Here is a 26,590-nt window from a genome sequence, read left to right as displayed (position 1 = left end):
TCTATTTGAAGGGTTGACACCCTTTTAAAAAGAATGTATGATACATACTAAAGGTATGTAATGGTCAGGAGGGAACTAAATGGCTCGTAATAAGTATCCTGAAGAAACAGTTAAGAAGATTTTAGATGTCTCAGAGGAGCTTTTCTTAGGAAGAGGCTACGATAATACCACCATTCAAGATATTATCGATCAGCTTGGAGGATTGACCAAAGGGGTAATTTATCATCATTTTAAGTCGAAACGCGAGATTTTTGATAAAGTTTTGGAGCGGAAGTATGGCAATGATGTCGTCATTCAGTTTGATAACTTGCAAGGTCGAACAGGGTTTCAAAAAATTAAAGAATTGATTCTGATGACGATGCGTGCGACAGATCATCAAGTTTTAGCCTATTCAGCTCGGACATTAATTACTAATCCTCAGATGGTCGGCACTCAGTACAAAGAAGCTTTTGAATCAGCCATTCCTGTAATGAAGGATTTAATTGATGAAGGAATAGCCGATGGTTCGATTGTGTCAGAGTATCCGCAAGAAATTGCTGAGTTGGTTGTTCTTTCGACTAATATTTGGCTGGCACCTTTAATTTATGAATTAAGTAGAGAGGAATTGATTCATAAATTACATTTTTTTAAGACACTTTATGAAGGGGTAAATTTTCCCCTGATTGACGATGAATATATGGAGGCATGCTTAGGCATGTATGAAATTATTCGAGAAAAATTTTGAATAAATGCGGTAACGCATTTTATTTTTATCAACATACATACTCGAGGTATGTATGTTGGATTTTAGATTGATACATACCGAGAGTATGTTAGGAGGAATAGTATGACGAAAATTTTAGAGGCAAAAAATATTTACAAGAGTTATGAAGGAAAAGAGGTGTTAGTTGATTGTAATTTGACTATCTCTAAGGGACAGATTGTAGGGTTATTAGGGAAAAATGGAGCAGGTAAATCAACGTTGTTTAAAGTTTTAACAGGCTTAGCAGAACCTGATCAAGGACAGTTAACCTTCTTAGGTGACAGCTGTTTAGGTCATAACGAATGGCTGGTAAAGGTTGGTTTCTTTGTTAATGAGCCGGTTTTTTATTGGCATCAAACAGCTAGAGAGAACCTTGAAATTCACTTAGATTATATGAATAAACCGATGGATAAAATTGATTTCTATTTATCGCAAGTTGGGCTAGATCCAAGTAATTCAAAACCTGTTAAGAGCTATTCAACAGGGATGAAACAACGATTGGGAATTGCCCGAGCGTTATGTCACAATCCTGAGTTGTTGATTTTAGATGAGCCTATTAATGGATTAGATCCAACGGGAATCAAAGAGATGCGTCAGTTATTTATCGAACTTGCTAAAGAACAAGGAAAGGCTTTGTTGATTTCTAGTCATATTTTAACTGAGATAGAGCACACTGCGGATCGTGTTGCAGTGTTAGTTGATGGCAAGATTGCGTTAGATGCTAGTATAGAAGAATTGAAAGAAGCTCACGGAACTGACTTAGAAACGATGTTAATTCAAAAAATGGAGGGAATGAAAGGATGAAATTATTTAGATTAGAGTGTCAAAAAGTTAATTGGAGACCTTATTTATTGAGTGTTCTTGGAATAGCAGGTTTTTTATTAGGAATGATGTATTTAGTTAGTTTTGTATCAGGACAAGCGTTTATCGAGGTGCCTGGAGCGCCGGAATTTGAAACACTGGATGATTTATTTATGTTAGTTAGTATCACTGCAGCAGTCATCTTTAGCGTGTTGGCTGCAGTCTTGTTCTCAAGAACTGTGATTGAACCCTATGGAGGCCGTCAAGTTCAGTTGTTGTTTTCATATCCTGTGAAGCGTAGCCGCATTATTTGGCTTAAAATTGGTCTAGTTTATGGATTTGTGATGGTCACGCTAGTGGTTTCTTTAGGAATTAGCTTAGGTATTTTCTATCTGACTGAACAGTTTGCGCCTATTTTGACAGATAATACGATTCACTTAGGATCAATACTTAGTCAAACATTCTTGGCGCTATGTGTGGCGATTGCTATTAGTAGTATTGCTTTAAGCATTGCCTTTAAGAAGAAATCCGTTCAATTGACTATTGTTCTTACTATTATTTTTGCGGTGATTATCAGTAATGTTCTACAACTTAATGACACTTATTTAAATCTTGGTGCTGCGGTTTTTCTGATAGCCGGGACTGTGGTTGCACTTCTACATGTTGTTAGGCAAGTAAAAGTGATGGAGGCGAGCTAAGTATATGGATCAAAGTTTAAGTCAACCTTTATGGCATACGAATTTTAAACGAATTATTAGCGGACAAATGCTGTCAGTCTTTGCAACGTCAATCTTAAGATTTGCCCTCTCTCTTTATTTACTTGATCTTACTCAATCAGCCAGTACCTTTGGCTTTTTGATGGGAATCTCCTTGATACCGATGGCGATTTTATCACCACTTGCTGGTGTGTTAGCAGATCGCTGTCACAAACAAAAAATGATGGTCGCCATGGATTTGACTTATGGCATATTGGGGCTTTTACTTATTTTAGCTGTCGTATTGAAAAGTTCAGTTCCTGTATTTGCGGTGATTCTGATTGTTTTGTCAATTGTTAGTACCTGTGAAACCCCAGTCGTACAGTCGAGCTTACCTTTGATTCAAGCGGAAAGTAATCTAGTTAAGGCTAACGCACTTGTAAGTCAGGTGGGAATGCTAGGAAATTTAATCGGACCAATTTTGGCAGGTATTCTCTACGGCATGATGACCATTAAGTATATCTTTTTCTTCAGTGCGTGTTTATTTTTTCTGGCAGCATTGATAGAATTATTCATCAAAATTCCTTATGAAAAGCGGGCTTCTAGTGGGTCAGCTATTACGAGTATTAAATCTGACTTATCAGATTGTTGGACTTTTCTAACGAAAAAAGAGAAACCTATTTTAAATACGATTGTGATGATTGCAAGTATTAGTTTTTTCACTTCAGGATTGGTAACGGTTGGGGTCCCTTATATTGTTCGCTTGGTCTTTCAATTAGAAAGTCAGTATCTCGGACTAACAGAAGCTATGCTAGCATTAGCCGGCATTATTGGTGGCATACTAGCAGGAATTTTTGGTCGTAAATTTAGTAGCAAACGATTAAGTGGCTTGATGGTATTTGCTAGTGCGTGTTTATTAACTCTAGCGGCCCTCTTTCATTTTCAAAGCGGAACGAATTTGAACTATTTTGGCATGACAGGTGTGTTTATGGTGATGCAGTTAATCTTCACTATTTTCTCCATTTTGATTGTCTCTGATATTCAAGTGAGGACGCCTAACGAATTATTAGGTAAAGTAATGTCCTTTATGACCATGCTGATTATGCTGTGTCAGCCACTTGCTCAGGCGAGTTATGGTATTCTGTTTGAATGGGTCGGAACAAATGTTCAGCTGATATTTTTAGGAACAGGCCTTTGCCTACTAGTTGTTGCAGGCTGGTCAAGAAGTAAATTAATGACAAAAAAAGGAGACAAATAAATGATTGATGATGTAAATAAAAAAATTAACCAAGTGAATAAAAAATTAGGTGTACAGGTAACTTTGCCAAAAATGACAGAATCTAGATTGAGATTATCTAGCGTGACGAATTTTGTAGCAGGGACAGGCTTTATTGCCTTAGGAATTGCGACTAGTATGACAGGTGTGCTTGTTTTAGGGGGACTGGGGATCGCTAGTGGCTTGGTAATGAGTAATGAGGCAAGAAAAAAAGCTAATAAGTAAAAAAAGTCGCTGATTCTTACGAGTCAGTGACTTTTTTTGTACATCTTAATGCCCACCTAAGAGAAAGAGCTGAATGAAGAACAAGACAGCAAAGAGATAGATAAGTGGGTGAACGTCTTGTGATTGTTTTTTAATAAATTTGGTAATGGGATATGTCATGAAGCCAAGAGCAAGTCCAGTCGCAATGCTACTCGTTAATGGCATTGTAATAATAACTAAGAACGCTGGAAAAGCTTCAGAAAAGTCATCCCAGTTAATGTTTGCTGCCTCGCCAATCATCATACTACCCACGATTATTAGAGCAGGCGAAGTTATCGCAGGCACACTGGCTAAGACACTAACAATCGGATAGAAAAAGCTAGATAAGAAGAACAAAAAGGCTACGACAACGGCTGTTAAGCCTGTCCGACCACCTACGGCTACCCCAGTTCCTGATTCAATGTAGGCAGTAGTAGGACTTGTCCCAAAAATTGAGCCAACTGTTGTCCCAAGTGCATCAGCAAAAAGGGCTTGTTTGGCTCGAGGTAAATTACCATCCTTCATTAAGCCAGCGCGCTTTGCGACACCAATCATGGTACCCGTTGTATCGAAAATAGTAATCAATAAAAAGGATAAAACAGCCCCATATAAACTATGATCGACAACATCTTTAAAGGGAGTTAGTGGGTTAGTAATCATTAATTGATTGCCTAATTTTGGTAAGCTAACAAAGCCATCAAACGTGATTTGACCCGTTAAGAAAGCCACAATAGCAATTACCACCATACTCACAAAAATCGCCCCAGGAACATTTAGTAACAACAGGATAACAGTTAGCATCAAGCCAAATAGTGTTAATAAAACGCCAGGGCTATGTAAATCTCCAAGTTTTACTAAATTGACTGGATCAGCGACGATAACACTTGCAAGGCGTAGGCCAACGAAAGCAATAAATAGACCGATCCCAGCTGAGATAGCGGATTTTAAAGATTCAGGAATAGATAAAATTAATTTTTCTCTAAAGCTTGTAAGAGATAGTAAAAGAAAAATAAAGCCGGCAATAAAAACAGATGAGAAAGCTGTTTTATAGTCGACACCAGACGCTACAACTGAGACAAAATAAGCATTTAGGCCCAGTCCTGGTGCGATTGCAATAGGGTAATTGGCTACGAGGCCCATCCAACCAGAAGCGATGACAGCCGAAATAATGGTGGCCATGAAGACCTGATTGGCTGGAATCCCAGCAGCCGTCAAAATAGCAGGATTAACAATGATGATGTATGACATTGTTAAGAAAGTGGTAAAACCAGCGGCTATTTCAGTCTTAACTGTCGTGCCATTTTCAGTTAATTTAAACAAACGATTCATAAAGTTCTCCTTTTCCAACTAATAATTAAGAATAAACATACCTCTGATATCCTATCAAAGAATAACAGGATAAGCAATGGAAAGCCGGTAAAAAGTGAAGTGAGTCATTTAATTATGTTTATTTTGTCTTGACCTTACACCATAGTTCAATGTTATCTTAAAGAGGTGAGGTGATAAGGTGTATACAATAAAGGAATTTGCAACCAAATTAAATGTCAAAGTTTCGACTATTCGTTATTATGAGCGAGTTGGTTTATTACAGCCGCAACGAGCAGATAATAGTTACCGATTTTATACAGAGGCCGAGTTGGTGAAGGCGCATTATATTTTGGTTATGAAATACGCGGCTTTTTCAATCGATGAAATCAAACAAATGTTAGAAACGATGGTGGTACCTCTGACACAAGATTGTGAATTTAAATCTGCTCAACTTTTATTGGCTAAGGAAAAGGAGATTGAGCATAAAATTGCTCGCTATCAAGAGGTGTTGTTATTATTGGCGAAAATTCACCCCTTAGCCACAGCGGCAGATTATGAGGCGGTTGAGCCAGAGATTACGGCGACAATAACGGGTATTTATGAAAAGATTAGAGAGGAGTTAAGCTAAAATGAAGACAACTATAATTTTTGCCCACCCATGGTCGGGAAGCTTTAATCATTATTTATTAGAGCGCTTGATTGACAGCTACCCAGACGCTACAGTCATTGATTTGTACAAGGATAAGTTTGATCCAGTAATGAGAGAGGAAGAGTTGGCACTTTTTTCAAAAGGGGAGTGCTTAGATCCATTAGTTAAAAGCTATCAGGATATTCTAATGAACACGGAACAACTTTTCATTGTTTTCCCGATTTGGTGGTCTGGGATGCCGGCCATATTAAAGGGATTCTTTGATAAGGTTATGCTTAAAGAATTTGCCTACAGTGAAAGTCAATCGGGAATATTGATTGGAAAATTAACTCACATTAAATCAACCAATGTCGTAACGACCTCGCAATCACCAACTTGGTTTCTTCGTTCATTTGGCGGTAATCCAATAGGGAAAATCATGATTAGACGGGTATTAAAAGATATTGGCTTGAAAAAAATAACATGGCAAAATCAAGGTCAGATTGCTACCAGTTTAAAAACTAAAAGAAAGGCGTTTGCTGATCGAATTAGTAACCTTTAATAATAGGTTAACCCTCCTTTTTTTTATTGGCGAGGGCTGACAGATATGCTAAGCTTATCTCATGAGGTGATCTGATGAAAAGTAAAGCTTTAAAAATCGGGATAGTCCTTATTGGAATAGCGCTGATCTGGTTAATTTATCGCTATAATGATAATAGCTCGATTATACGTGACCTCCAAGGGAAATGGTATTCGACGGCTGTCGAAGTTAATGACGGCAAAGTAATCCCTTTATCTGATCAAGAGGTTGAGATAGAGCTGACGAGCAAAGGAGAATATCTTATTAATCAGCGTAAGGAATTTGATTATCGATTTACTCAACGTTACGGCCAGCTTTATTTGCAGCTGTTTCAGCGCGATAACGAGGACAGGGCAGCGGTGGATTTTGATTATCTGATTAAAAAACGTGGAGAATACTATACGTTTACTCACAATGAAATGTTGCTATCAGGGAAAAGAGTTACCACAGGTATGGGGGTACAAAAAAGCAGCAAACATCTGATTGAAAGATGAATTTGCTGCTTTTTATTATGACACTAAAGGTTAAGCGGTAATTTCAATTTGGTTATTTTCAGGGTCCAAGACGCAGCTCTCATAATAGCCGTCTCCAGTTGTTCGCGGCCCACTAATGACTTGAAAACCAGCATTTTTTAAGCGAGTAGTTAGGTCGTCAACTGCCTCTTTACTACCAGTAGCAAAAGCTAGATGGGTTAAACCAGTTCGATATAAGGCTTTTTCGGCCTCTATTCTATCAGGCCGAGTCATTAATTCTAATCGACTGTCCCCTTGAAAGCGTAGAAAATAAGTTTCTAATCCAGTTGTTGGATTATGATACTTATCATTAGGAATGGCCTCAAAGTAAGTGACATAAAAGTCTTTCATTTTTTCTAAGTCATTAACATACATAGCGCTGTGTTCGAGTTTCATTTCATTTCCTCCTTCTAATTTGTTGAAAGTTTGCTAACCTCTATGAATGATGTTGCGGGTCGATAGTTAATAATCAGTGACATCAAATAGACGATCACGGTAATAAAAATCACGATCAGCTTCAGTGACTTGTCTAATTACTTTGCATGGGTTTCCAACAGCAATCATGTTGTCAGGAATATCCTTTGTGACGACACTTCCTGAGCCAATCACCACATTGTTTCCGATTGTTACCCCTGGATTAACCACCACATTACCACCAATCCAGACATTGTCGCCGATTGTGATTGGTATCCCGTATTCATAACCAGAATTTCGTGAAACTGGATGTAGAGGATGGCCAGCCGTATAAAGTGAGACATTTGGTGCAAACATGACATTCTCACCGATAGTAATCTTGCCGACATCGAGCATTACACAGTTGAAATTAGCAAAAAAGTTATTCCCAACCTCGATATTTGAACCGTAGTCACAACGGAAAGGCGGTTCAATCATAATGGCTTCTCCGGTTTTACCAATAATCGACTTGATTAAAGCGGTCATCTCTTCATCGTTACCAGGGATGAGAGTGTTGTATTGATGTGTTTTTTTACGAGAAGCGGCGCGTTCGTCGCTTAAACCATCTAGCCAAGCTTTGTAGGGTAACCCCGCTAGCATACGTTCTTTTTGATTCAAAATAGGACCTCCAATAATTTGCAATAGGTTCGTTTCACTATCTATTATACCATGTCTATTAATATCTGACTAAGTAGCATAGGGGACAGTTAAGGATCACCAATTAACCAATAATTGCGAAAACATTGAGGTTGTGTTATACTTAAGGAGTATTAAAAATAGGTATAAGTATTTACGCAATTGATTTTTAGGAAGTTTATTCACACTGGCGCAATTTAAGGATTGCAAGGATTTAATAGTTGGTAGGGATTAAGTCGTTTAAATGAGAAACAATATCGCTGTAACAAACAAATAGTTTTATCGGAACAAAAACCTTATAAATATTTATTTTTAGTTAGAAAGCCACTCATTAATTTGAGTGGCTTTCGTCAATTTTAGAGATAAAAGGAGGCGTGACATAATTGTCGCGCCTCCTTTCCATTTCACGTATATTGTACGATAAACGCGTTCCAAAAGTCTGCTCACTACGTTTTACTACGCTACGCTTCGTTGTCCTAAACTTCTAAGCAACTAAAGTTGCAAGCCATCATTCTTTGGGCTTTAGCCCTTAGAAATGAGGGACATCGAAGTTTACGTAGTGCTCGGAGCAAAACGACTTTACGTCCCAGCTTCTTGTTTCACTTATTATTTTCCTGCTAAGTAGGCTTTAGTAATAGTCAACAAACGTGTTACTTGATCTGCTGCTGCCGCTTTTACATTATCAGCATTTAACATCTTGCCTTCGCCATCAATTGTTGCACTTGTGCCATAAAGATTTCCACCAGCTGCAAAGGTTGAGCTATTGACATAGCCCGCAGGTACAATCACTGTGCCCCAATGTTGCATAACAGTGTAGATCCCTTGAATCACTTGTTCTTGTCCACCATTTGGGTTTTGAGCAGATGACATAGCTGTCACAAATTTATTAGCTAGCTTCCCTTGAGCCCACATTCCACCTTGTAAATCTAAGAATTGCTTCATTTGACTAGCCATCACACCAAAGCGAGATGGAGAGCTTAAAACAATTGCATCTGCCCATTCTAAATCATCTGAAGATGCAACGGGAATATCTTGGCTTTCATCAACATTTTTCCGCCATAATGGATTAGAATTAATGGCAACATCAGGAGCTAATTCTTGTACCTTACGTAATCTAACTTCTGCACCAAATGACTCCCCAGCTTCTTTTGACCATTTTGCTAATTGAGTATTACTTCCTGTTGAACTGTAGTATACGACTAATAAATTTAATGACATGATAAATGTCCTCCTCTAATTTTATACTTATTTTATGTAAGCAACTTACATCTATTATACTAACATTTAGTAAGTTACTTTACAACAATTTTAACTCATCTTTTTTAATTAAGTTAAATCTTCTGTATTTCCTACTATAAAAAATGACTTATCCCATCCTCATTCGCGACAAAAAAGAGGAAGACGATTGTCTCCCTCTCACAATTAGTATATTGAATTGTTTAGTGCCAAAAATCAAAGCGACCTTTTTTCATTAAGATAGACGGTGTGCCTACTTGTAATAATGACTTATCAACAATCCCTTTTTTCATAACAGAAGCTGTCCAGCCCTTCCAATCTTTGTTAAATGAATGACCGATTCCTTCGTTGTTTCCAAGAGACGCCACAGTACCTAAAGAGTTGAAAACAAATGGCTTCAATTCTTTCCCTTGAATAGCTAATTCCATATTTTCAACTACTTGATCAGCTTGACCAAGGGCAATCTGAGCTGTTGTCGGATAAGGACGACCATTAGCTTCATCCATCACTGCACTAACATCACCTATCATGAAAATTTCAGGATGTCCAGGAACAGTTAGATTCGCCTCAACCATTACTCGGCCACGACGCTCCTCAAAGCCAGAAGCACCAATGACACTACTACCACGTACCCCAGTTGTCCAAATAATCGTACTTGCCTTAACCTCTTTCAGTTCACCTTCTTCTTCATAAACAACTGAATCAGCTTTAATTTCCTTAATCGGCGTGCCAACGATAAAATTAACGCCTCGTTGTTTCAAGACGCCAACTCCGTAATCAGACAAGTTACTAGAAAACATTGGCAGTAAGCTTGGCATTGCTTCGATACACGTAATCTTTATTTTATCAATTGGGAATTTATATTGATCCGCTAGTTTTGGTAAGCGATTTGTAATTTCACCAAGATACTCGATACTTGTGAAACCTGCGCCACACACCACAATGCTCAAATCTTTTTCATCTAATGATTGCTGATAATTGCTGATATTTTTGTCCAACTGCGCTTTTGCCGCTTCAGCCGTCTTAATATCCACTAGCGGCCAGCCAAATTCATCGACCCCTTTAATACCAAATGATTCGGATTCAAAGCCAAGTGCCACCACAAGATAATCATAATTAATCGTTGAGCCTTTTTTCAAGTTAATTTGTTTGTTTTCTTTATCAATTATTTTGACTGTATCCTTAATAAAGGATACTTTGCTTTCATTAATAACTTCCTTGACATCAAAGCTGATTTTCTTTGCCGGTTGGGTACCAGCTGCAACTTCATGTAATTGTGTTGCTTCATAATGATAATCATTTTTGTTAATCAGTATTATCTCAGCATTTAGATTTTTTTTCTGTAATCCTTTCACTGTTCTTAATCCTGCATAACCTGCCCCTAAAACAACAATTTTCGTTTTACTCATCTCATCGGTTCCTCCCAAATATTAATGCTGCTTTCGATTTAAAGACGGTTTTTTGAAACGTCTTTTATTCACACATTTACTATTAAAACATATTTCACAAAATAACGACAATAATCTGTTTGGCACTTTTTATTTTTCGTCATCTGATTCACTTTACACTCTCATCATAACACAGTTTTAAACACTTACACATAGATTTTATAAAAAATAGTGGTGACTAGTAATAAACGCCACTAGTTTGTGAAATACTTTTCTATATAGCTGTTTTTCTCATCAAATTCTTAGTAATTATACAATTAAATAAACAATAAGACAAAAAAAACCCATTGACTCACACAGTCAACGGGCGCTTACTACGCTTCATTTGTTAATTCTTGTGGATGTTGTTTCCAAAAAAGAGTTAGCCCAAAGGATAATGCTAAGATTGCCACTACCACAAAATAAGGATAGTGACTGTCAATATCGAGTAGCGTTCCTGATAGAATCGGTCCTACTATATTACCAACACTCGTTAAAGCAGAATTTATGCCACTGACCGTTCCCTGATTTTCCCCAGCATTCTTAGATAAAAACGTCGTAATAGCTGGTCGAATCAAATCAAAGGCCAAAAATACTACGAAAGTTGAAATTGAAACCGTCCAATAACCCGTTGAAAAAACAATACCAGCTACAAAAATGGCACTCAAGAGTAAACAAATTCGAATCAATCCAACCTCACCAAGTCGTTTCACCATACCATCAAAAAAGACTAGCTGGGCTATTAGGGCAAGAATGCCACTAACCGTGATAACAATCGCAATATCTCTCACAGAAAACCCAAAGTTCAGATCAACATAAATACTGTAAATTGACTCAAAAGCCGCTAAACCAAAAGCATTAATCAAAATAATTAAAAATGGAAAAGCCAAGACAGGCGTCAGTAACACATCTTTCATGTTGGTCTTCACTTTTACTTGAGTTGTTTTCGCTCTCTTTGGCTCTTTTAAAAAGACCCAGGCGAAGATAAAACCGATAAATCCTAGACCACCAGCTACAAAGAAAGGCAATCGTGTTGAAATATCGCCTAAAAAACCACCTATTCCAGGACCAATAATAAAACCACCGCTAATCGCACCAGAAACCCACCCCATCGCTTTGGGACGTTCTTCGATTGTAGTTACATCAGCTACGAAAGCCATCACAGAGGGCATGATTAATGCCGCTCCCAAGCCACCTAAAAGACGTGAAACATAGAGAATTGACACCTCTTGACCAATTCCATATAAAAATTCTGAAACGCCATAAACTAACATACCAATTACAATCATTTTCTTTCGACCGAATAAATCAGACAAACGTCCAGCAATTGGCGAACAAACGAGCTGTGCAATCGCAAAAGCGGCCACTAAGTAGCCCATTGTTTGACCCGATAAATTCATTTCATGCATAAAGGTTGGCATAACAGGTATTACTAAGCCAATCCCTAAAAAAACAACGAATAAATTTGCAATAACAATTAATAGCATGCTCATCGTTTGTTTATTTTTCATACAAACACCCCTAACAGTAATCTTTACTTTTTATGACTTGTTTCTAACTGGTGAGCAAGTAAGAAGTCGGCCATTCTTTATAGAATAATAGATAAACGTCTTTTTGTCTATGAAAAAAGTATCCCTCACGCTTCAATAGCTGTAAGAGATACTTATCATTTAATAAACAACTGCCGGTTTTTCCCATCTAACTGGATAACCAAATTTAGCTAATTCGTTCAGTTCTAAGTAGCTTGAAATCAGTCCTTCGTATACGAACTCCATTTCAACTAAGCTAGTCATATCCTGAGGTGTCATGAAATTGACTTTTTTAGGTAAGTTAATTGCTGTCGCTTCTTTCAAAATAGTCGTCGCAAATTCTGAGCAAAAATAATGATTAGGCCGCTCAATTTCAAAGCCCCATGATAAAAAGATCAAGCCTAAAAAATTATATTTTAGCTCATCACGTCGCTCTTCGAAATCCGCCAAAAGCTCTCTCATCTGATTGTACTCGTCAACAGTCACGCTCATCCGGTAAATTTGACAATTTGCGTCAGCAAAGAGCCCTGTACTCATGTCTTCTCTCACAAAACCGCCGATCAGTGGGTTATGGATTTGTTTGCGTCCAAAACTATAGACCTCAGATAATTCCTGATCGAAACTGATTGACACGTGATTATATTTATTTTTTGTATAAAACCCAATCGACCGCGATAATAGTGAAGTCGTTGATGAGTGAATAAAATAGATGTACATACTACTCTCCCTTACCTTTCAAAACGTCCCTTAGTCAAACGTTCAGACTACCAAATTAATTTATTAACCTTGTGGCTGTTACTCTATAGCATTATTTTAATTTAAAGTCTTAGAATAAGCATCCCTCTTTGGTCTGATTTTTTTCTAAACTTTTTCTACGAACTAATCCCAATAATCAACTAGATTCATTGTACCTGTTGAAGCGAGTAACAACAACTGCTTTTTACTTACAATATCGTCAGCTTCACCGCTTGACTAACACCTCTCTTAGATTTTTGATACAATATGAGTGACGATTAGTCGAACTCATCCTGTACTAATGAAAGGACTTCCTATGTATCCAAAGACCACTCAACTAATTTTAGATTACTTACATGCAGGGGTTTACCCCAGTACCTCCTTCGCTTTTATTAAAGAAGGACAACTCGAACAGTCAACTTTTGGGTATGCCCAACTTGAGCCTAAGCGCTTATTAACTGCCGACACGCTTTTCGATATGGCTTCGTTAACTAAAATGATTGCGACAAATTCATTAATTTTGCGCCTAATTGAAACTGACAGAATCCAAATTGATCATCCACTAAAGAGCTATTTACCTTCTTTTAGCGATCCGGCAGTTACAATTCGTCACTTGCTGACCCATACCTCAGATATTAATCCATATATTAACAACCGCGATACCTTAGGAGCCGCTGACTTAACAAACGAATTATTAGCCTTAAAATCTGGTTCTGAGATTGGTCTAAAAGTTGCTTATACTGACACTGGAACAATTCTTCTGGGATTTCTCTTAGAAGAAATTTACGGGATGCCTCTGCAATCGCTCTTCCAGCAAGAAGTTCTAGCTCCTTTAGGCATGACTAATAGTAGCTTTTCTCCAATACCTGAGAAATGTGCAACAACTGAAATCCATCCTCAACGAGGCCTGATTTGTGGGCAAGTCCATGATCCTAAAGCCTTTGTTCTGGGGGAGCACTGTGGCAGTGCTGGCTTATTTTCAACAATAGGCGACAGCATAATATTTGCTAGGATGATGTTAGCCGGTGGCCTAACTCAGAGCCGCGCTCGTTTTCTTAAAGAAGAAACAATCGATTCCTTATTTACCGATTGGACACCAACAGCCACACTCAAGCGGTCACTCGGCTGGGACTTAAAATACTCCTACGATTCTCGTCCTCTTCTTTTCCACACAGGATATACTGGAACGTTTATGCTCCTTGACAAATTAAAGCAAGAAGCGTTTATCTTTTTATCTAACCGTGTCCACCCTACCGATAAAAGAGTCCATTATTTAGAGAAAAGAGACCACATACTAGAGGTTTACTTGAATGAACAAGCACTTTATCAGTAATATCTGCTATAATATTGAGTGTAGAAATTGAACTCGCAATAAGACCAATATGCCTCAAGCGCTCTAATGAGGGTGGATTTGATTGCCTGCTCAAATTAACTATGACTGTCTCACGGATTATCATAGACACGATTTTAATAAGGAGGAATACACTTGGAACAACCATTATTTTTAGCACCTGTTTTTCAAGAAAAAATTTGGGGAGGCGACAAGCTACATACGGTTTTCGGCTATGAGCTACCCAATGATAAAATTGGTGAATGCTGGGCTATTAGCGCTCATCCCCATGGAACTTGCCATGTTGTTAACGGGCCGTATAAAGGCCATAAGTTGGATGAGCTGTGGCAAAACCATCGAGAATTATTCGGTAACGCTAAAGGAGATGTTTTTCCTTTATTAACTAAAATTCTTGACGCAGAAGATGATTTATCTGTTCAAGTACATCCTGATGATGCTTACGGCTTGAAGCATGAAGGTGAACTCGGAAAAACCGAGTGCTGGTATGTCATTGATGCCGATGATGGCGCTGAAATCATCTATGGACACCATGCAAAAACACGCGAAGAGCTACAAGAGATGATTGAAGCTAGCCAATGGGACGAGTTATTGCGTCGCATCAAGGTTAAAAAGGGTGACTTTTTCCATGTTCCAAGCGGAACAATTCATGCAATTGGTGCTGGGATTATGATTTTAGAAACTCAACAAAGTAGTGATACTACTTACCGCGTCTATGATTATGATCGTAAGGGTGACGATGGTCAACCTCGTGAGCTACATGTTAAACAATCTGTTGAAGTAACAACTGTTCCTCATGTGGACCCTCAGCTTAATATCATTCAGCGTAATCAAGGAAACTCTAGTGTAACCGAGTATGTCCGCACGCCTTTCTTCAATGTCTATGAATGGCAAGTGGCTGGCAGCTTATCACTTACTCAAGGGGGGCTATACACTCTTGTCAGCGTGATTGACGGCAGTGGGAAACTTATTATCGAAAACCCCAACACAGTCAATTCTGCTGATACTTACGAGTTATCTAAGGGTACCCACTTTATCCTGCCAAACCAATTGAAAAAATGGCGCTTAGAAGGTGACATGCAGCTCATCGCCTCTGAACCAGGTAGCCAGGCTTAATCTAACCATCTTTCTCAGATAGTTGGCGCAAAAAAAGAGTAGGGGGAGACCAATGAGTCTCCCTCTACTCTTCTATTTTCATTAACTATACTGCTGTTATATCCTCATCATCATTCATATCAGTTTCTTCTGAAGAGAAATCCTCTACTTGTACTTGAGTCAAAGGCTCGCATTTGATTCGTTTACGGCCAGCTAAACTCAATGGCACATGCTCGATTATCACATCACTATATTCCAACCCATACCAACGAGCTGGACTGGTTGTAATAGTTTTAATAGCCAATTTAGCTTGCATGATCAAACGATCTAAATTACTTAAGTCTGTCACTCGTGATAGCTCCTCACGAATTAAAACAAAACAGAAGTCGCCTACATCCCGACCAGGTGTAATCGTGTATTTTTGAGGCTGACGAGGTAATTTTCCTTGATCCATTAAATCATGAACAATATGGCGCAAGTAAATGTTAACATCCTGATTCATTCTAAAGCCCAAACGCAACTGAACATTGACAATATAATCCGTGTTCATCATATCAACATGGTATTCTTTTGTAAAAGGATCATCTGTAACAAACACATTGACAAACCAATAAACTTTGGCTTTTTTAGGTTTTTTATCCAAAATTGAATACATAATCTCACGGCCAATTTTGTGTTTTTTCAGATTGTTAGTTAAGAAAACCACATTTGTTTGATAAAGCTGTACCGTCTCGTCTTTACGAAGCTCATCAATTTGATCAACATAATCATACAAGGATACTCGGTTACTCATTCGCTCTTGAATAAGTGATCCTTTTTCCCAAATTACCATGACACTTAAAATAATTAAGGCAATAAGAACTGCCACATAACCCCCATGGAAAAATTTGGTTGCACTTGAAATAAAGAAGATACTCTCTATCACACTGAAAAAGATAAAAATACCACCAGCTAACACTCTTGGTACACCTTTTTGTAATAAATAGAAGAATAATAGAATAGTCGTCATCAACATGGTTACAGTAATCGCCAAACCGTAAGCTGCCTCCATGTGGGCAGATGTTCTAAAATAGAGAACAATTGCAATACACGTAACAAATAGAATCGTATTGACTACGGGAATATATAATTGGCCTTTTTGATTCGTTGGGTAGACGATTTTAAACCGTGGCAAAAGACGTAATTTAACTGCTTCTGATACTAATGTATATGAGCCAGATATTAGAGCTTGTGACGCAATCACGGCCGCAATTGTCGCAAAGACTACCCCAATAACAGATAACCACTCAGGCATCATTCTAAAGAATGGGTTTAACATTTCAATGTCTTGGTAGTAGGCACTGTCTTTGACAGAAATAATCCAAGCCGCTTGTCCAAAGTAATTAAGTAGTAGGCAAATTTTAATATAAGGCCAGCTGCCTAAAATATTCATTCGACCAACGTGTCCCATATCAGAATACAAGGCTTCCGCCCCAGTTGTTGCTAAAAAGACACTACCGAGAATAAAAATTCCTGCCTTATTTTCAGAACTTGTTAATAATTGAAACGCATAGTAAGGATTTAATGCTTTGATTACACTTGGGTTGTCAAAAAAGTTCCACAAACCAACTGCTCCGATAAAGGTAAACCATCCAAGCATGACAGGACCAAATGCTCGTCCGACTCGCTCTGTCCCGAATCGTTGAATCAAAAACAACAGACAGATGATCGCGATGGTGATAATGATAATCACATTTTGATCATTTCCAAAGGTATTGAAGAAGGTTGGAATCCCTCGCAACCCTTCAATTGCAGTTGTAATAGTAACCGCTGGTGTTAACACACCATCTGCAAGTAGTGCCGCCCCACCAATCATTGCTGGGATAATCAAATACTTACTTGCTTTTCTGACTAAGGTGTAAAGTGAAAAAATCCCGCCTTCACCATGGTTATCTGCCCTTAAGGCAATCATGACGTATTTGACAGTTGTCAATAGTGTTAACGTCCACACAATCAAAGAAACGGCACCGATAATAAAGCTTTCTGAGACATCGGCTAAGCCCCCATTTCCTTCAATGATAGCTTTCATTACATAAAGTGGGCTTGTTCCAATATCTCCGTAAACAACCCCCATTGCCACTAAGGCTCCACCAATTTTAAACTTATCCATGTGCTGGTGGCCTTGACGCGCTTTTTCCATTTTCACTCTTTCCTCCTAAGGAGCTCATTTTTTTAGCCATAAAAAGGGACCTGCATATTAGACGGGAGCCCAATACACAGGTCTTGCTATTTCATTTTAGACCAGCACCTTTAATGGTACTTGTTGTTGGCCTAAACACATAACCCTCTTTTTATAAAAGACTGTTATGTCAGCTACTCCCCTATGATTATCAATTACTGATAGAGCTCATTATATGCTTTTTATAGCAAAAGTCAATCATCTTTTATTTTATTTCTTATAATTTTTTTTTAGTCTTTTTTCTCATGTTTATCTCATTAGTTAAAAGTGGTTGAAAACGCCTTTAAATCTAACTTTTAACTAAAAAAAACTTTTCCACATAAAAATAATTCTTTTTGTTTTTTAATCTTTTTTTAATCTTATAACTCTGGTATAATGATTAGCAACTTCTTTTCTGAAAATAAGAAGAAAATACTGAGAGGTGTGTTTACATGAAAGAGATTTACAATTTTTCTGCTGGCCCGGCTGTTTTACCTAAACCAGTCCTTCTGAAAGCCCAATCTGAACTTATTAATTACCGAGATAGTGGTATGTCGGTTATGGAATTAAGCCACCGCTCCTCCTTATTTGAAGAAATTATTCAAGAGGCTGACATTCTACTACGTGAACTGATGGCAATTCCTGATAATTATCACGTCTTATTTTTGCAAGGTGGCGCCAGTCTACAATTTACAATGGTTCCTTTAAACTTAGCAAAAAATCAGCCAGTCGGTTATGTTAATACTGGAACTTGGTCAGAAAAAGCAATCAATGAAGCAAAAAAAATTGCAGGCCTTGATGTTCAGGTACTCGCTAGTAGTCAAGAAACTAACTATACGACTATTCCTGAGCTAAGCCAGTTGGATGTTCCACAGGATTTAGCCTACTTACATATAACAACTAATAATACGATTGAAGGAACCACTATTTACAACTTACCGAACACTGGCGATGTGCCGTTAGTAGCAGATATGTCTTCTAATATTTTATCGACTAATTATAACGTATCTGATTTTGGTTTAATTTATGCAGGGGCTCAAAAAAATATCGGTCCTGCTGGCTTAACTGTCGTCATTATTCGCGATGATCTGTTAGCCAAACAAGAGGTAGCAAGCTCGATGCTAGACTATGCTGTACAAGCTAAAGCCAAATCCCTCTACAACACGCCACCAACCTATGCAATATATATTGCTAAGCTAGTTTTTGAATGGATCAAAGAACTTGGTGGAGTCCCTACAATGGAAACTCGTAATCAAGAAAAAGCTCAGCTACTTTATGATTATTTAGAACAATCAGCTTTATTTAGTTCACCCGTTGCCACCGCTGATCGCTCACTCAACAATATTCCTTTTGTCACTGGACAGCCTGAGATAGACGCGCAGTTTGTAAAAGAAGCTGAAGCAGCTGGCTTTGAAAACTTAAAGGGGCATCGACTCGTTGGTGGAATGCGAGCGAGCTTATACAACGCATTTCCAATCGAAGGCGTTCACGCTTTAATCGCTTTTATGGCAAACTTTGAAACACAACATGGAGGGACTAATTAAGATGACTTTTAACATTCAAACTTATAATAATATCGCTGAAGAAGGACTGAAACGCTTTAAAAACGGTCCTTACGCCATTGATACTGAGGCTACCCCAGATGGGATTATGCTACGTAGCCAAAACCTACATGATAGTGAATTTCCGGCAAGTGTCAAAGCCATTGCTCGAGCTGGTGCTGGTGTTAATAATATTCCTGTTGAAGCATGTACCAGTGCTGGGATTGTCGTCTTCAATACACCAGGTGCCAATGCCAATGCTGTTAAAGAACTAGTATTAGCAAGCTTGTTACTGTCTGTTCGCCCTATACTAAAGGGTGCGGCTTGGGTTCAAACCTTGACCGGTTCTGATATTGACAAACAAGTCGAAAAAGAAAAGAAACAGTTTAGTGGCTTTGAATTAGAAGGGAAAAAACTGGGGGTAATTGGATTAGGCGCAATTGGGGCAATGATTGCCAATGATGCTTATCGTCTAGGCATGGACGTTGTTGGATACGACCCATTCGTCTCTGTCGATACGGCTTGGAATATTTCTCGTCGTGTCAGACGAGCACTGACTCTTGACGAAGTTTTTCGCGACTGTGATTTCATTACGATCCATGTTCCTTTGAACGATAAAACTCATCACTTAGTTGGAGAAAAAGAATTGGCCATGATGAAAAATAGTGCCACCCTTTTAAACTTTGCGCGAGGCGAATTAGTTGATAATCAAGCACTTGTTACTGCCATTAAAGCAAATGAAATTGGGGAATACATCACTGATTTTGCCGATGAAGCGTTACTTCATAATGAAAAAATTACTGTTCTACCTCATCTAGGTGCTTCAACAAGTGAGGCGGAAATCAACTGTGCTAAATTAGCTAGTAAAAATTTAAAACTATTTTTGGAAACGGGGAATATTCAACATTCAGTCAATTTCCCGACAGTTGAATTAGCCTTTCATTCACCCTATCGTTTGGCTATTTTCCATAAAAATGTGCCAAACATGCTTGGAGCCATCTCAAGTAAAGCTGCTGAGCTGGGAATGAATATTGATAATTTGATCAACCGTAGTCGTGACGAATTTGCCTATACGCTCTTGGATTTATCTGAAAGCGAGCTGACTAAAATTGAGACGTTACAAGCAGCCATCACAGATTTGAATGATGTTATTCGGATTCGGACGATTCAAAACCTAGAGGAGGGAGTGTAACAATGGTAGTTATTCGCCCTTTTAAAGCTATACGCCCAAAAGCGACACTTGTTGATCAAGTCGCGACCCATCCTTACGATGTTCTCAATTCTCAGGAAGCTGCTGAGCTGGCCGCAGATAATCACTATTCTTATTTGCACATTGATAAAGCCGAAATCGATTTAGCCAAGGATCTTTCCCCCTACGATGAACAGGTTTATCAAAAAGCTGCTAGCAACTTGGCTGACTTTTTATCAAAAGGCTGGTTCATTCAAGATTCACAACCGGCACTTTATCTATACGAACTAACTATGGAAGGGCGTGCCCAAACAGGAATCGTCGCAACAACTTCGATTGATGATTATGCTACTGGACATATAAAAAAGCATGAATATACTCGTCATGAAAAAGAAATCGATCGGATTAATCACATTGACTATACGGATGCCAACACTAGTCCAATCTTTTTAACTTATCGTCAACAACCAGATATTCAATCTACTATAAAAGATTGGCAACAAACCCACTCGCCGATTTATGATTTCACCAGTTTCTACGATGTGACTCATCGCGTCTGGATAATTACCGATCCTGAGGTGATAAAACAATTAGAAGCGAGCTTTAAGTCAATTGATTCTTTATACATTGCAGATGGCCACCATCGAACTGAATCGGCTGTTAAAGTTGGGCTCAAGCGCCGAGAGGCTTTTCCTGATGCACCTACTGATGCTGCTTTCAACTTTTTCTTATCGGTAATTTTTCCAAAAGAAGAACTGGCAATCTGGGACTATAATCGAGTACTGAATGTCCCATTGCCAACTGATTTAATTACTCAATTAGCTGACTCATTTGATATCACAGCATTGTCTGAACCTGCCTACTCCCCTGAAGAAGAAGGCACTTTCGGCATGTATCTAGAAGATACCTGGTATAAGCTAGCGATTAAGCCTGACTTAATTCCTGATGATGCCGTTGGCAAACTAGATGCCGCGCTCTTACAGCGCTATGTGTTTGAAACAATCTTTGGTATTAACGATATTAGAACAGATAAGCGAATTGATTTTGTGGGTGGAATTAGAGGAATCAAAGAGTTAGAACGCCTAGTTGATTCTGGCGCCTTTACATTAGCTTTTTCTCTCTACCCAACTTCAATGGATCAACTATTAGCAGTAGCAGATGCCAATCAAGTAATGCCACCAAAATCAACTTGGTTTGAACCAAAATTACTGAGCGGACTATTTTTACATGATTTAGAAACACCAACTAACTAATTAGAGACTAACAAACGGGATCACTTAAACCACATTTAGTCCATTTTAAAGAGCAAGACAAAGGTATTTTTTTACGTTTGTCTGCTCTTATTCATTAGAGACAGGGAGAGAGTTGTAGTGAGGGAAAAATTAACTAAAGCAAAACGGATTGTCGTAAAGGTTGGGACAAGTACCTTAATGTACCCTAATGGCAAACCAAACTTACAAGCTATTGACGAATTAGCTTTTGTTTTAAGCGACCTAATCAATCGAGACAAAGAGATTATTTTTGTTTCTTCTGGTGCTATTGGGATTGGGCTAAATCAATTGAAAATGAGTCAACGACCCTCGTCAATTCCTGAACAACAGGCGGTTGCTGCAATTGGTCAATCCGAACTAATGACAATCTACACTCGCCGATTTCAAACGTTTAGTCAGCTAATTGGGCAAGTTCTGTTAACACGTGATGTTGTTGATTTTCCAGAAAGTCGCCAAAATGTCATTAACACCCTTGAACAGTTAATTCGAATGCAAGTCGTGCCTGTTATTAATGAAAATGATAGCGTTTCTGTTGATGAATTAGACCACCTAACTAAATTTGGAGATAATGACTTCTTATCGGCCGTTGTCGCTCAACTAATAGAAGCCGATCTACTCATTATGTTATCGGATATTGACGGCTTCTATTCAGCCAATCCTGTGACTGATTCAACCGCCGTTCTTTACGAGCATGTCTCAAAGATTGATTCAGATTTGCGCAAACGAGCAGAAGGAAATGGCAGTGGCAGTCAATTTGGCACTGGTGGAATGCTGAGTAAACTAAATGCCGCTGAACAAATTTTGCTAAATGGTCAAACGATGGTTTTAGCTAATGGTAAGCACCCTAAAGTTATTTTTGATATTGTCAATGGTCATAATGTTGGCACATTATTTTGTGCCTCGGAACAATTGAAAGGAGCAAAATAATGACACTTTTAGACCTAGGTAAACAGGCTAAATTGGCCTCATACAGTTTGTCTCAAGCAAGCACACAGCTAAAAAATGACTTACTAATCAACATGGCGACGGCATTAGAAGCAGAAATCGATGTAATCTTAACTGCTAATGAAAAGGATTTGACCAATGCTACTGAAAATGGCATTGGAGATACCATGCTTGATCGACTACGTTTAACCCCCGATCGTATTCGTGATATGGCAGAAGGTATGCGTCAAGTTGCCTCGTTAGCTGATCCTATTGGAAATGTCGATCATATGTGGAAAAATGAAGATGATCTAACAATCGGTAAACGACGTGTTCCTTTAGGGGTTATTGGGATTATCTATGAGTCTCGACCAAATGTTACCTCAGACGCTGCCGCACTTTGCTTTAAAACAGGAAATGCTGTTATTTTACGAGGAGGAAAAGAAGCTTTTTTTTCCAATCAAATTCTTGTAACCATCCTACAAAAAACACTTTCTGACAGCCCGCTTTCAGAAAACTGTATTCAATTTGTCAGCGATACCTCTCGTGAAACAGCACGAGAGCTCATGCAGCTAAACGATTATTTAGATGTGTTAATTCCACGTGGTGGAGCTAATCTAATTAAAACTGTTTTGGCGACTGCAACTGTGCCTGTTATTGAAACAGGAACAGGGAATTGTCATATCTATGTTGACCAACACGCTCAATTAGAGATGGCTAGAGATATTGTTATCAATGCAAAATGCCAGCGACCTTCTGTTTGTAATGCAGCTGAAACCCTTCTGGTTCACGAAGCGATTGCTGCAACCTTTTTACCTTTGGTCGCAGAAGCTTTGGCGGTCTATCAAGTTGAGCTAAGGGCTGACGAACGAGCCTGTCTTTACTTACCGCAGGCAAAAGTCGCAACAGAAACAGACTGGTCAACGGAATTTCTTGATTTCATCCTTGCGATCAAAGTGGTCGATTCAACTGATGAGGCTATTCTACACATCAATTCCTACAATACTAAACACTCGGAAGCGATCATCAGCGACAACTACTTTGAGACACAAAAATTTCTGGATAATATCGATGCTGCAGCCGTTTATGTGAATGCCTCAACTCGTTTCACTGATGGCTTTGTCTTTGGGTTTGGCGCTGAAATCGGCATTAGCACACAGAAACTTCATGCCAGAGGACCAATGGGACTTAACGAACTAACCTCTACTAAATACGTTATCTATGGTGAGGGACAAATTAGAAGCTAACTAAAAATAGCTAACAGAGAGTAGGATAAACGTCTCACTCTCTTTTTACTTCACGTATCTTAATGTGACAACCGACTTTATGTCTCAGTATGTTTTAGGAGGTACACCTCACCAAACAATTCATGAAGTTTTGATGTCTTTTTCGCGTGACCTTTTTCTTTCTGAGATGAGTATGCTAAAATTAGCTTTAGCATTACTTCTAGTCACGTCAATGAGTGACTATTGAAATACTATTCTATAGGAGATCCTTACATGAAAGAAAAATTATCCGCCTTATTAAAAAAGGAAAAACGTTACGGCTTAGCTGCTTTTTTCATTCCTTTCCTCATAATGGCCATCTGTTATGCAATGATAGGTATTTATTGGGGAAGTGATCGAAGTGTTCTAGCAAGTGACGCGTTTTCTCAATTCTCTAATTTCCATGCGAGTTTTAACAATGTTCTTCATGGAAAACAAAGTCTCTTTTACTCATGGAATACCTCTTTAGGCTTAAACTATTATGCCTTAATTTCGTATTATTTAGGCGGCATCTTCACCCCTCTGGTCTTTTTCTTTAAAAATAGTCAAATGCCAGATGCCCTTTATTTATTAACCTTGATAAAAATTGGGTCAGCAAGCCTTGCCTTTTGGTTCTATGCTAAAAATACCTTTAAAATTAATCCATGGTCTCACGTCTCACTTGCTGTTGGCTATTCCTTAATGTCTTTCGTGACTGCTCACTCAGAACTGATTATGTGGCTTGATACGTTTGTCTATCTGCCTCTGATTTTCTTAGGTATCGACCGCGTTATCGACAAACGCAAACCACTGCTTTTATTTGTATCCTATTTCTTACTTTTCATCTCTAATTTCTATTTTGGCTTCATGGTTGGTATTCTATCCTTTATGTACTTTTGGGCACGAGTCGTAATTGATTGGCAAAAAGGAAAAAAAGCGATCATTCACTATTTAATAACATCTCTTCTAGCAGGAATAGCCTCAATGGTGATGATCTTACCCACTATTTTGGATCTAAGCTCTAATGGCGAGACACTTAGCGAAGTAACTAGATGGAAAACAGAGGCGACGGCTCTCTGGGATGTTGTCATAAAAAATATGGTAGGAGTCTATGATACTACCAAATACGGGTCAATCCCCTTTATCTATGTCGGGCTATTACCCTTGATTTTTTGTCTGTTCTATTTCGTTAGCAAAAAAATACCACTAAAGAACAAACTGGCTTACGGGGCAATTTTTGCACTCATTACAGCAAGCTTTTACTTCGTACCACTCAATCTATTTTGGCATGGCATGCACGCTCCTAACATGTTTTTATTCCGTTATAGCTTTACCTTCTCCTTCCTAGTGCTAATGCTGGCTGGCTATGGTTTAGAACAATTTACTAAAGAAGATAGTGCTGTTTTTACTAGCTCAACTATCGTCCTAATCGGTGTTTTTATCATGGCCTATATGGTTCGCTCAAAGGACAGTTATAATTTCCTAACAGATCGTCATTTCTTAGGAACTCTGCTACTTTTATTACTATATCTAGTTGGCATTATTTTTTATCAGTTTTACCAGCCTTATAAAGATAAAAAAACAAGCAGACTGAATTCACAGCAGCTTGCTATTCTATTATTAATTATGGTTTCTATCGAAGCTACCATCAATACCAACGCGATGTTGAATGGCATCTTAGAGGATTGGCGCTACGCCTCTCGCAGTCTCTACGAAGACCCATACAAAGATTATAGCGACGCAATTGACACGACGAAAAAGAAAGACAACGATGCGTTTTACCGCATGGAAACTTTAGATCCTGTGTCTTCTAACGATAGTATCAATTACGCGTTCAGCGGTGTCAGTATGTTCTCATCCATCCGCAATCGTAATACCTCAACCGTTATGAACGACCTCGGCTTCCGATCACGAGGAACGGGACTAAATATCCGTTACCCAAATAACACTTTGCTGATGGATTCGTTATTTGGTATCAAGTACAATCATGCAAAAACAGATCCACAAAAATTTGGATTTGAACGCAGTTATCAAAATAAGACTTACGGCATGTATCAGAATGAGTTCGCAGCCTCACTTGGTATTTTAACAGATCAAGCAATTTCTGATGTAAAATTTCCTGCTAATGATAACTTAGCAGCTCAGACCAATCTTATCAATCAGCTCGCTGGTACAAATGAAAACTTCTTTACTTTTTCTACACCAGACCTGATAAATTTGACTAACACGACAATGACAGAGCAGAATGGCAATATAACCTTCACCGAGGTCGAATCAAATAGCTCTAAAGTTGTTAACTGGGAGATTGATATCCCCGCCAATAAACAAGCCTATTTGAGCCTTTTTCCGACGAATTTTGGTGAACTAAAAAGCTCTACTGCTGAAATTACAGTAAACGGTCAAAGCAGAAAAACTCAAATAGATATCACTGGTCAATACTACAATCTAGGTTATTATCCTGAAAGTACTCACATCAGTTTCTCTGTTGCTTTTTATGGAACGAGCTCACTGACATTAATGAAGCCACCAGTAATTTTGCTCGATATTCCTAGCTACGAACGAGCCTTTGAAGCTATTCAACAACGAGAGGTACCATTCACTGCAACTGGCAGAACCGCTACGGCTGAAGTTAATGTAACCAAAGATAAACAGGTCCTGATGACCACCATTCCTTATGATAAAGGCTGGTCTGCTTATGTTGATGGTAAAAAAGTGGCAATTAAACCATTAAAAAAAGCCTTTATCACCATTCCTTTAACCAAAGGGACACATGATATTAAGCTAACATTCTTGCCTCATGGTTTTACGTGGGGACTGCTTGGCTTAGTTTTAGGAATTACGCTCTTTAGCGGTTATCTGTATCTTCTAAAAAAGTATCCACTAAAAGAAACTTCCAAAAAGCGTGTAAGAAAGAAAAAAATAGATTAATTAAAAGAGTAGATGGCAAGACTAACGTCCCCCACCTACTCTTTTTCGATTG

The 26,590-nt window shown here is 38.4% G+C and carries 24 protein-coding genes; 16 read left to right on the top strand and 8 right to left on the bottom strand.

Annotated features, from left to right (window positions below):
• The first annotated feature begins 79 nt into the window (after positions 1-79).
• From AC5KOD_RS17495 to AC5KOD_RS17475, 5 genes are all read left to right on the top strand, one after another.
• On the top strand, positions 80-724 hold the full coding sequence (locus AC5KOD_RS17495) for a TetR/AcrR family transcriptional regulator (RefSeq protein WP_496915872.1): 645 nt from the start codon (positions 80-82) through the stop codon (positions 722-724).
• Positions 725-826: 102 nt separating this feature from the next.
• On the top strand, positions 827-1,546 hold the full coding sequence (locus tag AC5KOD_RS17490; RefSeq protein WP_496915871.1) for an ABC transporter ATP-binding protein: 720 nt from the start codon (positions 827-829) through the stop codon (positions 1,544-1,546).
• Complete coding sequence (locus AC5KOD_RS17485; protein ID WP_496915870.1) at positions 1,543-2,241, top strand: ABC transporter permease; 699 nt, start codon at positions 1,543-1,545, stop codon at positions 2,239-2,241. The genes AC5KOD_RS17490 and AC5KOD_RS17485 overlap by 4 nt, the downstream gene beginning before the upstream one ends.
• Before the next feature lie 4 nt (positions 2,242-2,245).
• Positions 2,246-3,496, top strand: a complete 1,251-nt coding sequence (locus tag AC5KOD_RS17480) for an MFS transporter (protein WP_496915869.1) — start codon at positions 2,246-2,248, stop codon at positions 3,494-3,496.
• Positions 3,497-3,739 carry a hypothetical protein gene (locus AC5KOD_RS17475; RefSeq protein WP_496915868.1) on the top strand — a complete coding sequence of 81 codons (243 nt, stop codon included), beginning with the start codon at positions 3,497-3,499 and terminating at the stop codon, positions 3,737-3,739. It begins immediately after the preceding gene.
• A gap of 45 nt (positions 3,740-3,784) precedes the next feature.
• Here the strand turns inward: AC5KOD_RS17475 and AC5KOD_RS17470 are convergent, their stop codons facing one another.
• Complete coding sequence (locus tag AC5KOD_RS17470; RefSeq protein ID WP_496915867.1) at positions 3,785-5,086, bottom strand: NCS2 family permease; 1,302 nt, start codon at positions 5,084-5,086, stop codon at positions 3,785-3,787.
• A 178-nt stretch (positions 5,087-5,264) separates the two neighbouring features.
• On the opposite strand from AC5KOD_RS17470, the gene AC5KOD_RS17465 reads away from it, so the two are divergent.
• From AC5KOD_RS17465 to AC5KOD_RS17455, 3 genes are all read left to right on the top strand, one after another.
• A complete protein-coding gene (locus AC5KOD_RS17465) occupies positions 5,265-5,693 on the top strand; it encodes a MerR family transcriptional regulator (RefSeq protein WP_496915866.1) in 429 nt (142 codons plus the stop codon).
• A gap of 1 nt (position 5,694) precedes the next feature.
• Positions 5,695-6,255: an NAD(P)H-dependent oxidoreductase gene (locus AC5KOD_RS17460; RefSeq protein WP_496915865.1), complete on the top strand. Its 561-nt coding sequence runs from the start codon at positions 5,695-5,697 to the stop codon at positions 6,253-6,255.
• A gap of 74 nt (positions 6,256-6,329) precedes the next feature.
• Positions 6,330-6,767 (top strand): hypothetical protein, encoded by a 438-nt coding sequence (locus tag AC5KOD_RS17455; protein WP_496915864.1) that lies wholly within the window; start codon positions 6,330-6,332, stop codon positions 6,765-6,767.
• A 30-nt stretch (positions 6,768-6,797) separates the two neighbouring features.
• Here the strand turns inward: AC5KOD_RS17455 and AC5KOD_RS17450 are convergent, their stop codons facing one another.
• From AC5KOD_RS17450 to AC5KOD_RS17425, 6 genes are all read right to left on the bottom strand, one after another.
• Positions 6,798-7,181, bottom strand: a complete 384-nt coding sequence (locus AC5KOD_RS17450; protein WP_496915863.1) for a VOC family protein — start codon at positions 7,179-7,181, stop codon at positions 6,798-6,800.
• A 66-nt stretch (positions 7,182-7,247) separates the two neighbouring features.
• The gene (locus AC5KOD_RS17445) at positions 7,248-7,859 is read right to left on the bottom strand and encodes a sugar O-acetyltransferase (protein ID WP_496915918.1); all 612 of its coding nucleotides are present in this window, start codon (positions 7,857-7,859) and stop codon (positions 7,248-7,250) included.
• Between the two features lie 621 nt (positions 7,860-8,480).
• The gene (locus tag AC5KOD_RS17440) at positions 8,481-9,092 is read right to left on the bottom strand and encodes an NAD(P)H-dependent oxidoreductase (RefSeq protein ID WP_496915862.1); all 612 of its coding nucleotides are present in this window, start codon (positions 9,090-9,092) and stop codon (positions 8,481-8,483) included.
• A 221-nt stretch (positions 9,093-9,313) separates the two neighbouring features.
• Positions 9,314-10,519 (bottom strand): NAD(P)/FAD-dependent oxidoreductase, encoded by a 1,206-nt coding sequence (locus AC5KOD_RS17435; RefSeq protein WP_496915861.1) that lies wholly within the window; start codon positions 10,517-10,519, stop codon positions 9,314-9,316.
• Between the two features lie 353 nt (positions 10,520-10,872).
• Positions 10,873-12,048: an MFS transporter gene (locus tag AC5KOD_RS17430; RefSeq protein WP_496915860.1), complete on the bottom strand. Its 1,176-nt coding sequence runs from the start codon at positions 12,046-12,048 to the stop codon at positions 10,873-10,875.
• Positions 12,049-12,207: 159 nt separating this feature from the next.
• Positions 12,208-12,783, bottom strand: a complete 576-nt coding sequence (locus AC5KOD_RS17425) for a hypothetical protein (protein WP_496915859.1) — start codon at positions 12,781-12,783, stop codon at positions 12,208-12,210.
• Between the two features lie 334 nt (positions 12,784-13,117).
• On the opposite strand from AC5KOD_RS17425, the gene AC5KOD_RS17420 reads away from it, so the two are divergent.
• Positions 13,118-14,134: a serine hydrolase domain-containing protein gene (locus AC5KOD_RS17420; protein ID WP_496915858.1), complete on the top strand. Its 1,017-nt coding sequence runs from the start codon at positions 13,118-13,120 to the stop codon at positions 14,132-14,134.
• A gap of 153 nt (positions 14,135-14,287) precedes the next feature.
• Positions 14,288-15,265 (top strand): mannose-6-phosphate isomerase, class I, encoded by a 978-nt coding sequence (manA, locus tag AC5KOD_RS17415; protein ID WP_496915857.1) that lies wholly within the window; start codon positions 14,288-14,290, stop codon positions 15,263-15,265.
• A gap of 85 nt (positions 15,266-15,350) precedes the next feature.
• On the opposite strand, the gene AC5KOD_RS17410 is transcribed toward manA, so the two are convergent.
• Positions 15,351-17,423: a KUP/HAK/KT family potassium transporter gene (locus AC5KOD_RS17410; protein WP_496915917.1), complete on the bottom strand. Its 2,073-nt coding sequence runs from the start codon at positions 17,421-17,423 to the stop codon at positions 15,351-15,353.
• 470 nt (positions 17,424-17,893) lie between these two features.
• Here AC5KOD_RS17410 and serC point away from each other — a divergent pair, with 470 nt between their 5' ends.
• From serC to AC5KOD_RS17380, 6 genes are all read left to right on the top strand, one after another.
• Positions 17,894-18,985, top strand: coding sequence for a 3-phosphoserine/phosphohydroxythreonine transaminase (serC, locus tag AC5KOD_RS17405; protein WP_496915856.1), 1,092 nt, complete (start codon positions 17,894-17,896; stop codon positions 18,983-18,985).
• A 1-nt stretch (position 18,986) separates the two neighbouring features.
• A complete protein-coding gene (locus tag AC5KOD_RS17400) occupies positions 18,987-20,174 on the top strand; it encodes a 3-phosphoglycerate dehydrogenase family protein (protein ID WP_496915855.1) in 1,188 nt (395 codons plus the stop codon).
• 2 nt (positions 20,175-20,176) lie between these two features.
• The gene (locus AC5KOD_RS17395; RefSeq protein ID WP_496915854.1) at positions 20,177-21,424 is read left to right on the top strand and encodes a DUF1015 domain-containing protein; all 1,248 of its coding nucleotides are present in this window, start codon (positions 20,177-20,179) and stop codon (positions 21,422-21,424) included.
• A 117-nt stretch (positions 21,425-21,541) separates the two neighbouring features.
• Complete coding sequence (proB, locus tag AC5KOD_RS17390) at positions 21,542-22,369, top strand: glutamate 5-kinase (protein WP_496915853.1); 828 nt, start codon at positions 21,542-21,544, stop codon at positions 22,367-22,369.
• Complete coding sequence (locus AC5KOD_RS17385; RefSeq protein WP_496915852.1) at positions 22,369-23,613, top strand: glutamate-5-semialdehyde dehydrogenase; 1,245 nt, start codon at positions 22,369-22,371, stop codon at positions 23,611-23,613. The genes proB and AC5KOD_RS17385 overlap by 1 nt, the downstream gene beginning before the upstream one ends.
• A 252-nt stretch (positions 23,614-23,865) precedes the next feature.
• Positions 23,866-26,538 carry a YfhO family protein gene (locus AC5KOD_RS17380; protein ID WP_496915851.1) on the top strand — a complete coding sequence of 891 codons (2,673 nt, stop codon included), beginning with the start codon at positions 23,866-23,868 and terminating at the stop codon, positions 26,536-26,538.
• Positions 26,539-26,590: the final 52 nt, after the last annotated feature.

The sequence above is a fragment of the Vagococcus sp. WN80Y genome (genome assembly GCF_059621045.1).
The sequence above is the reverse complement of the archived record's forward strand: the minus strand, read 5'-3'. Positions and strand labels throughout refer to the sequence as shown.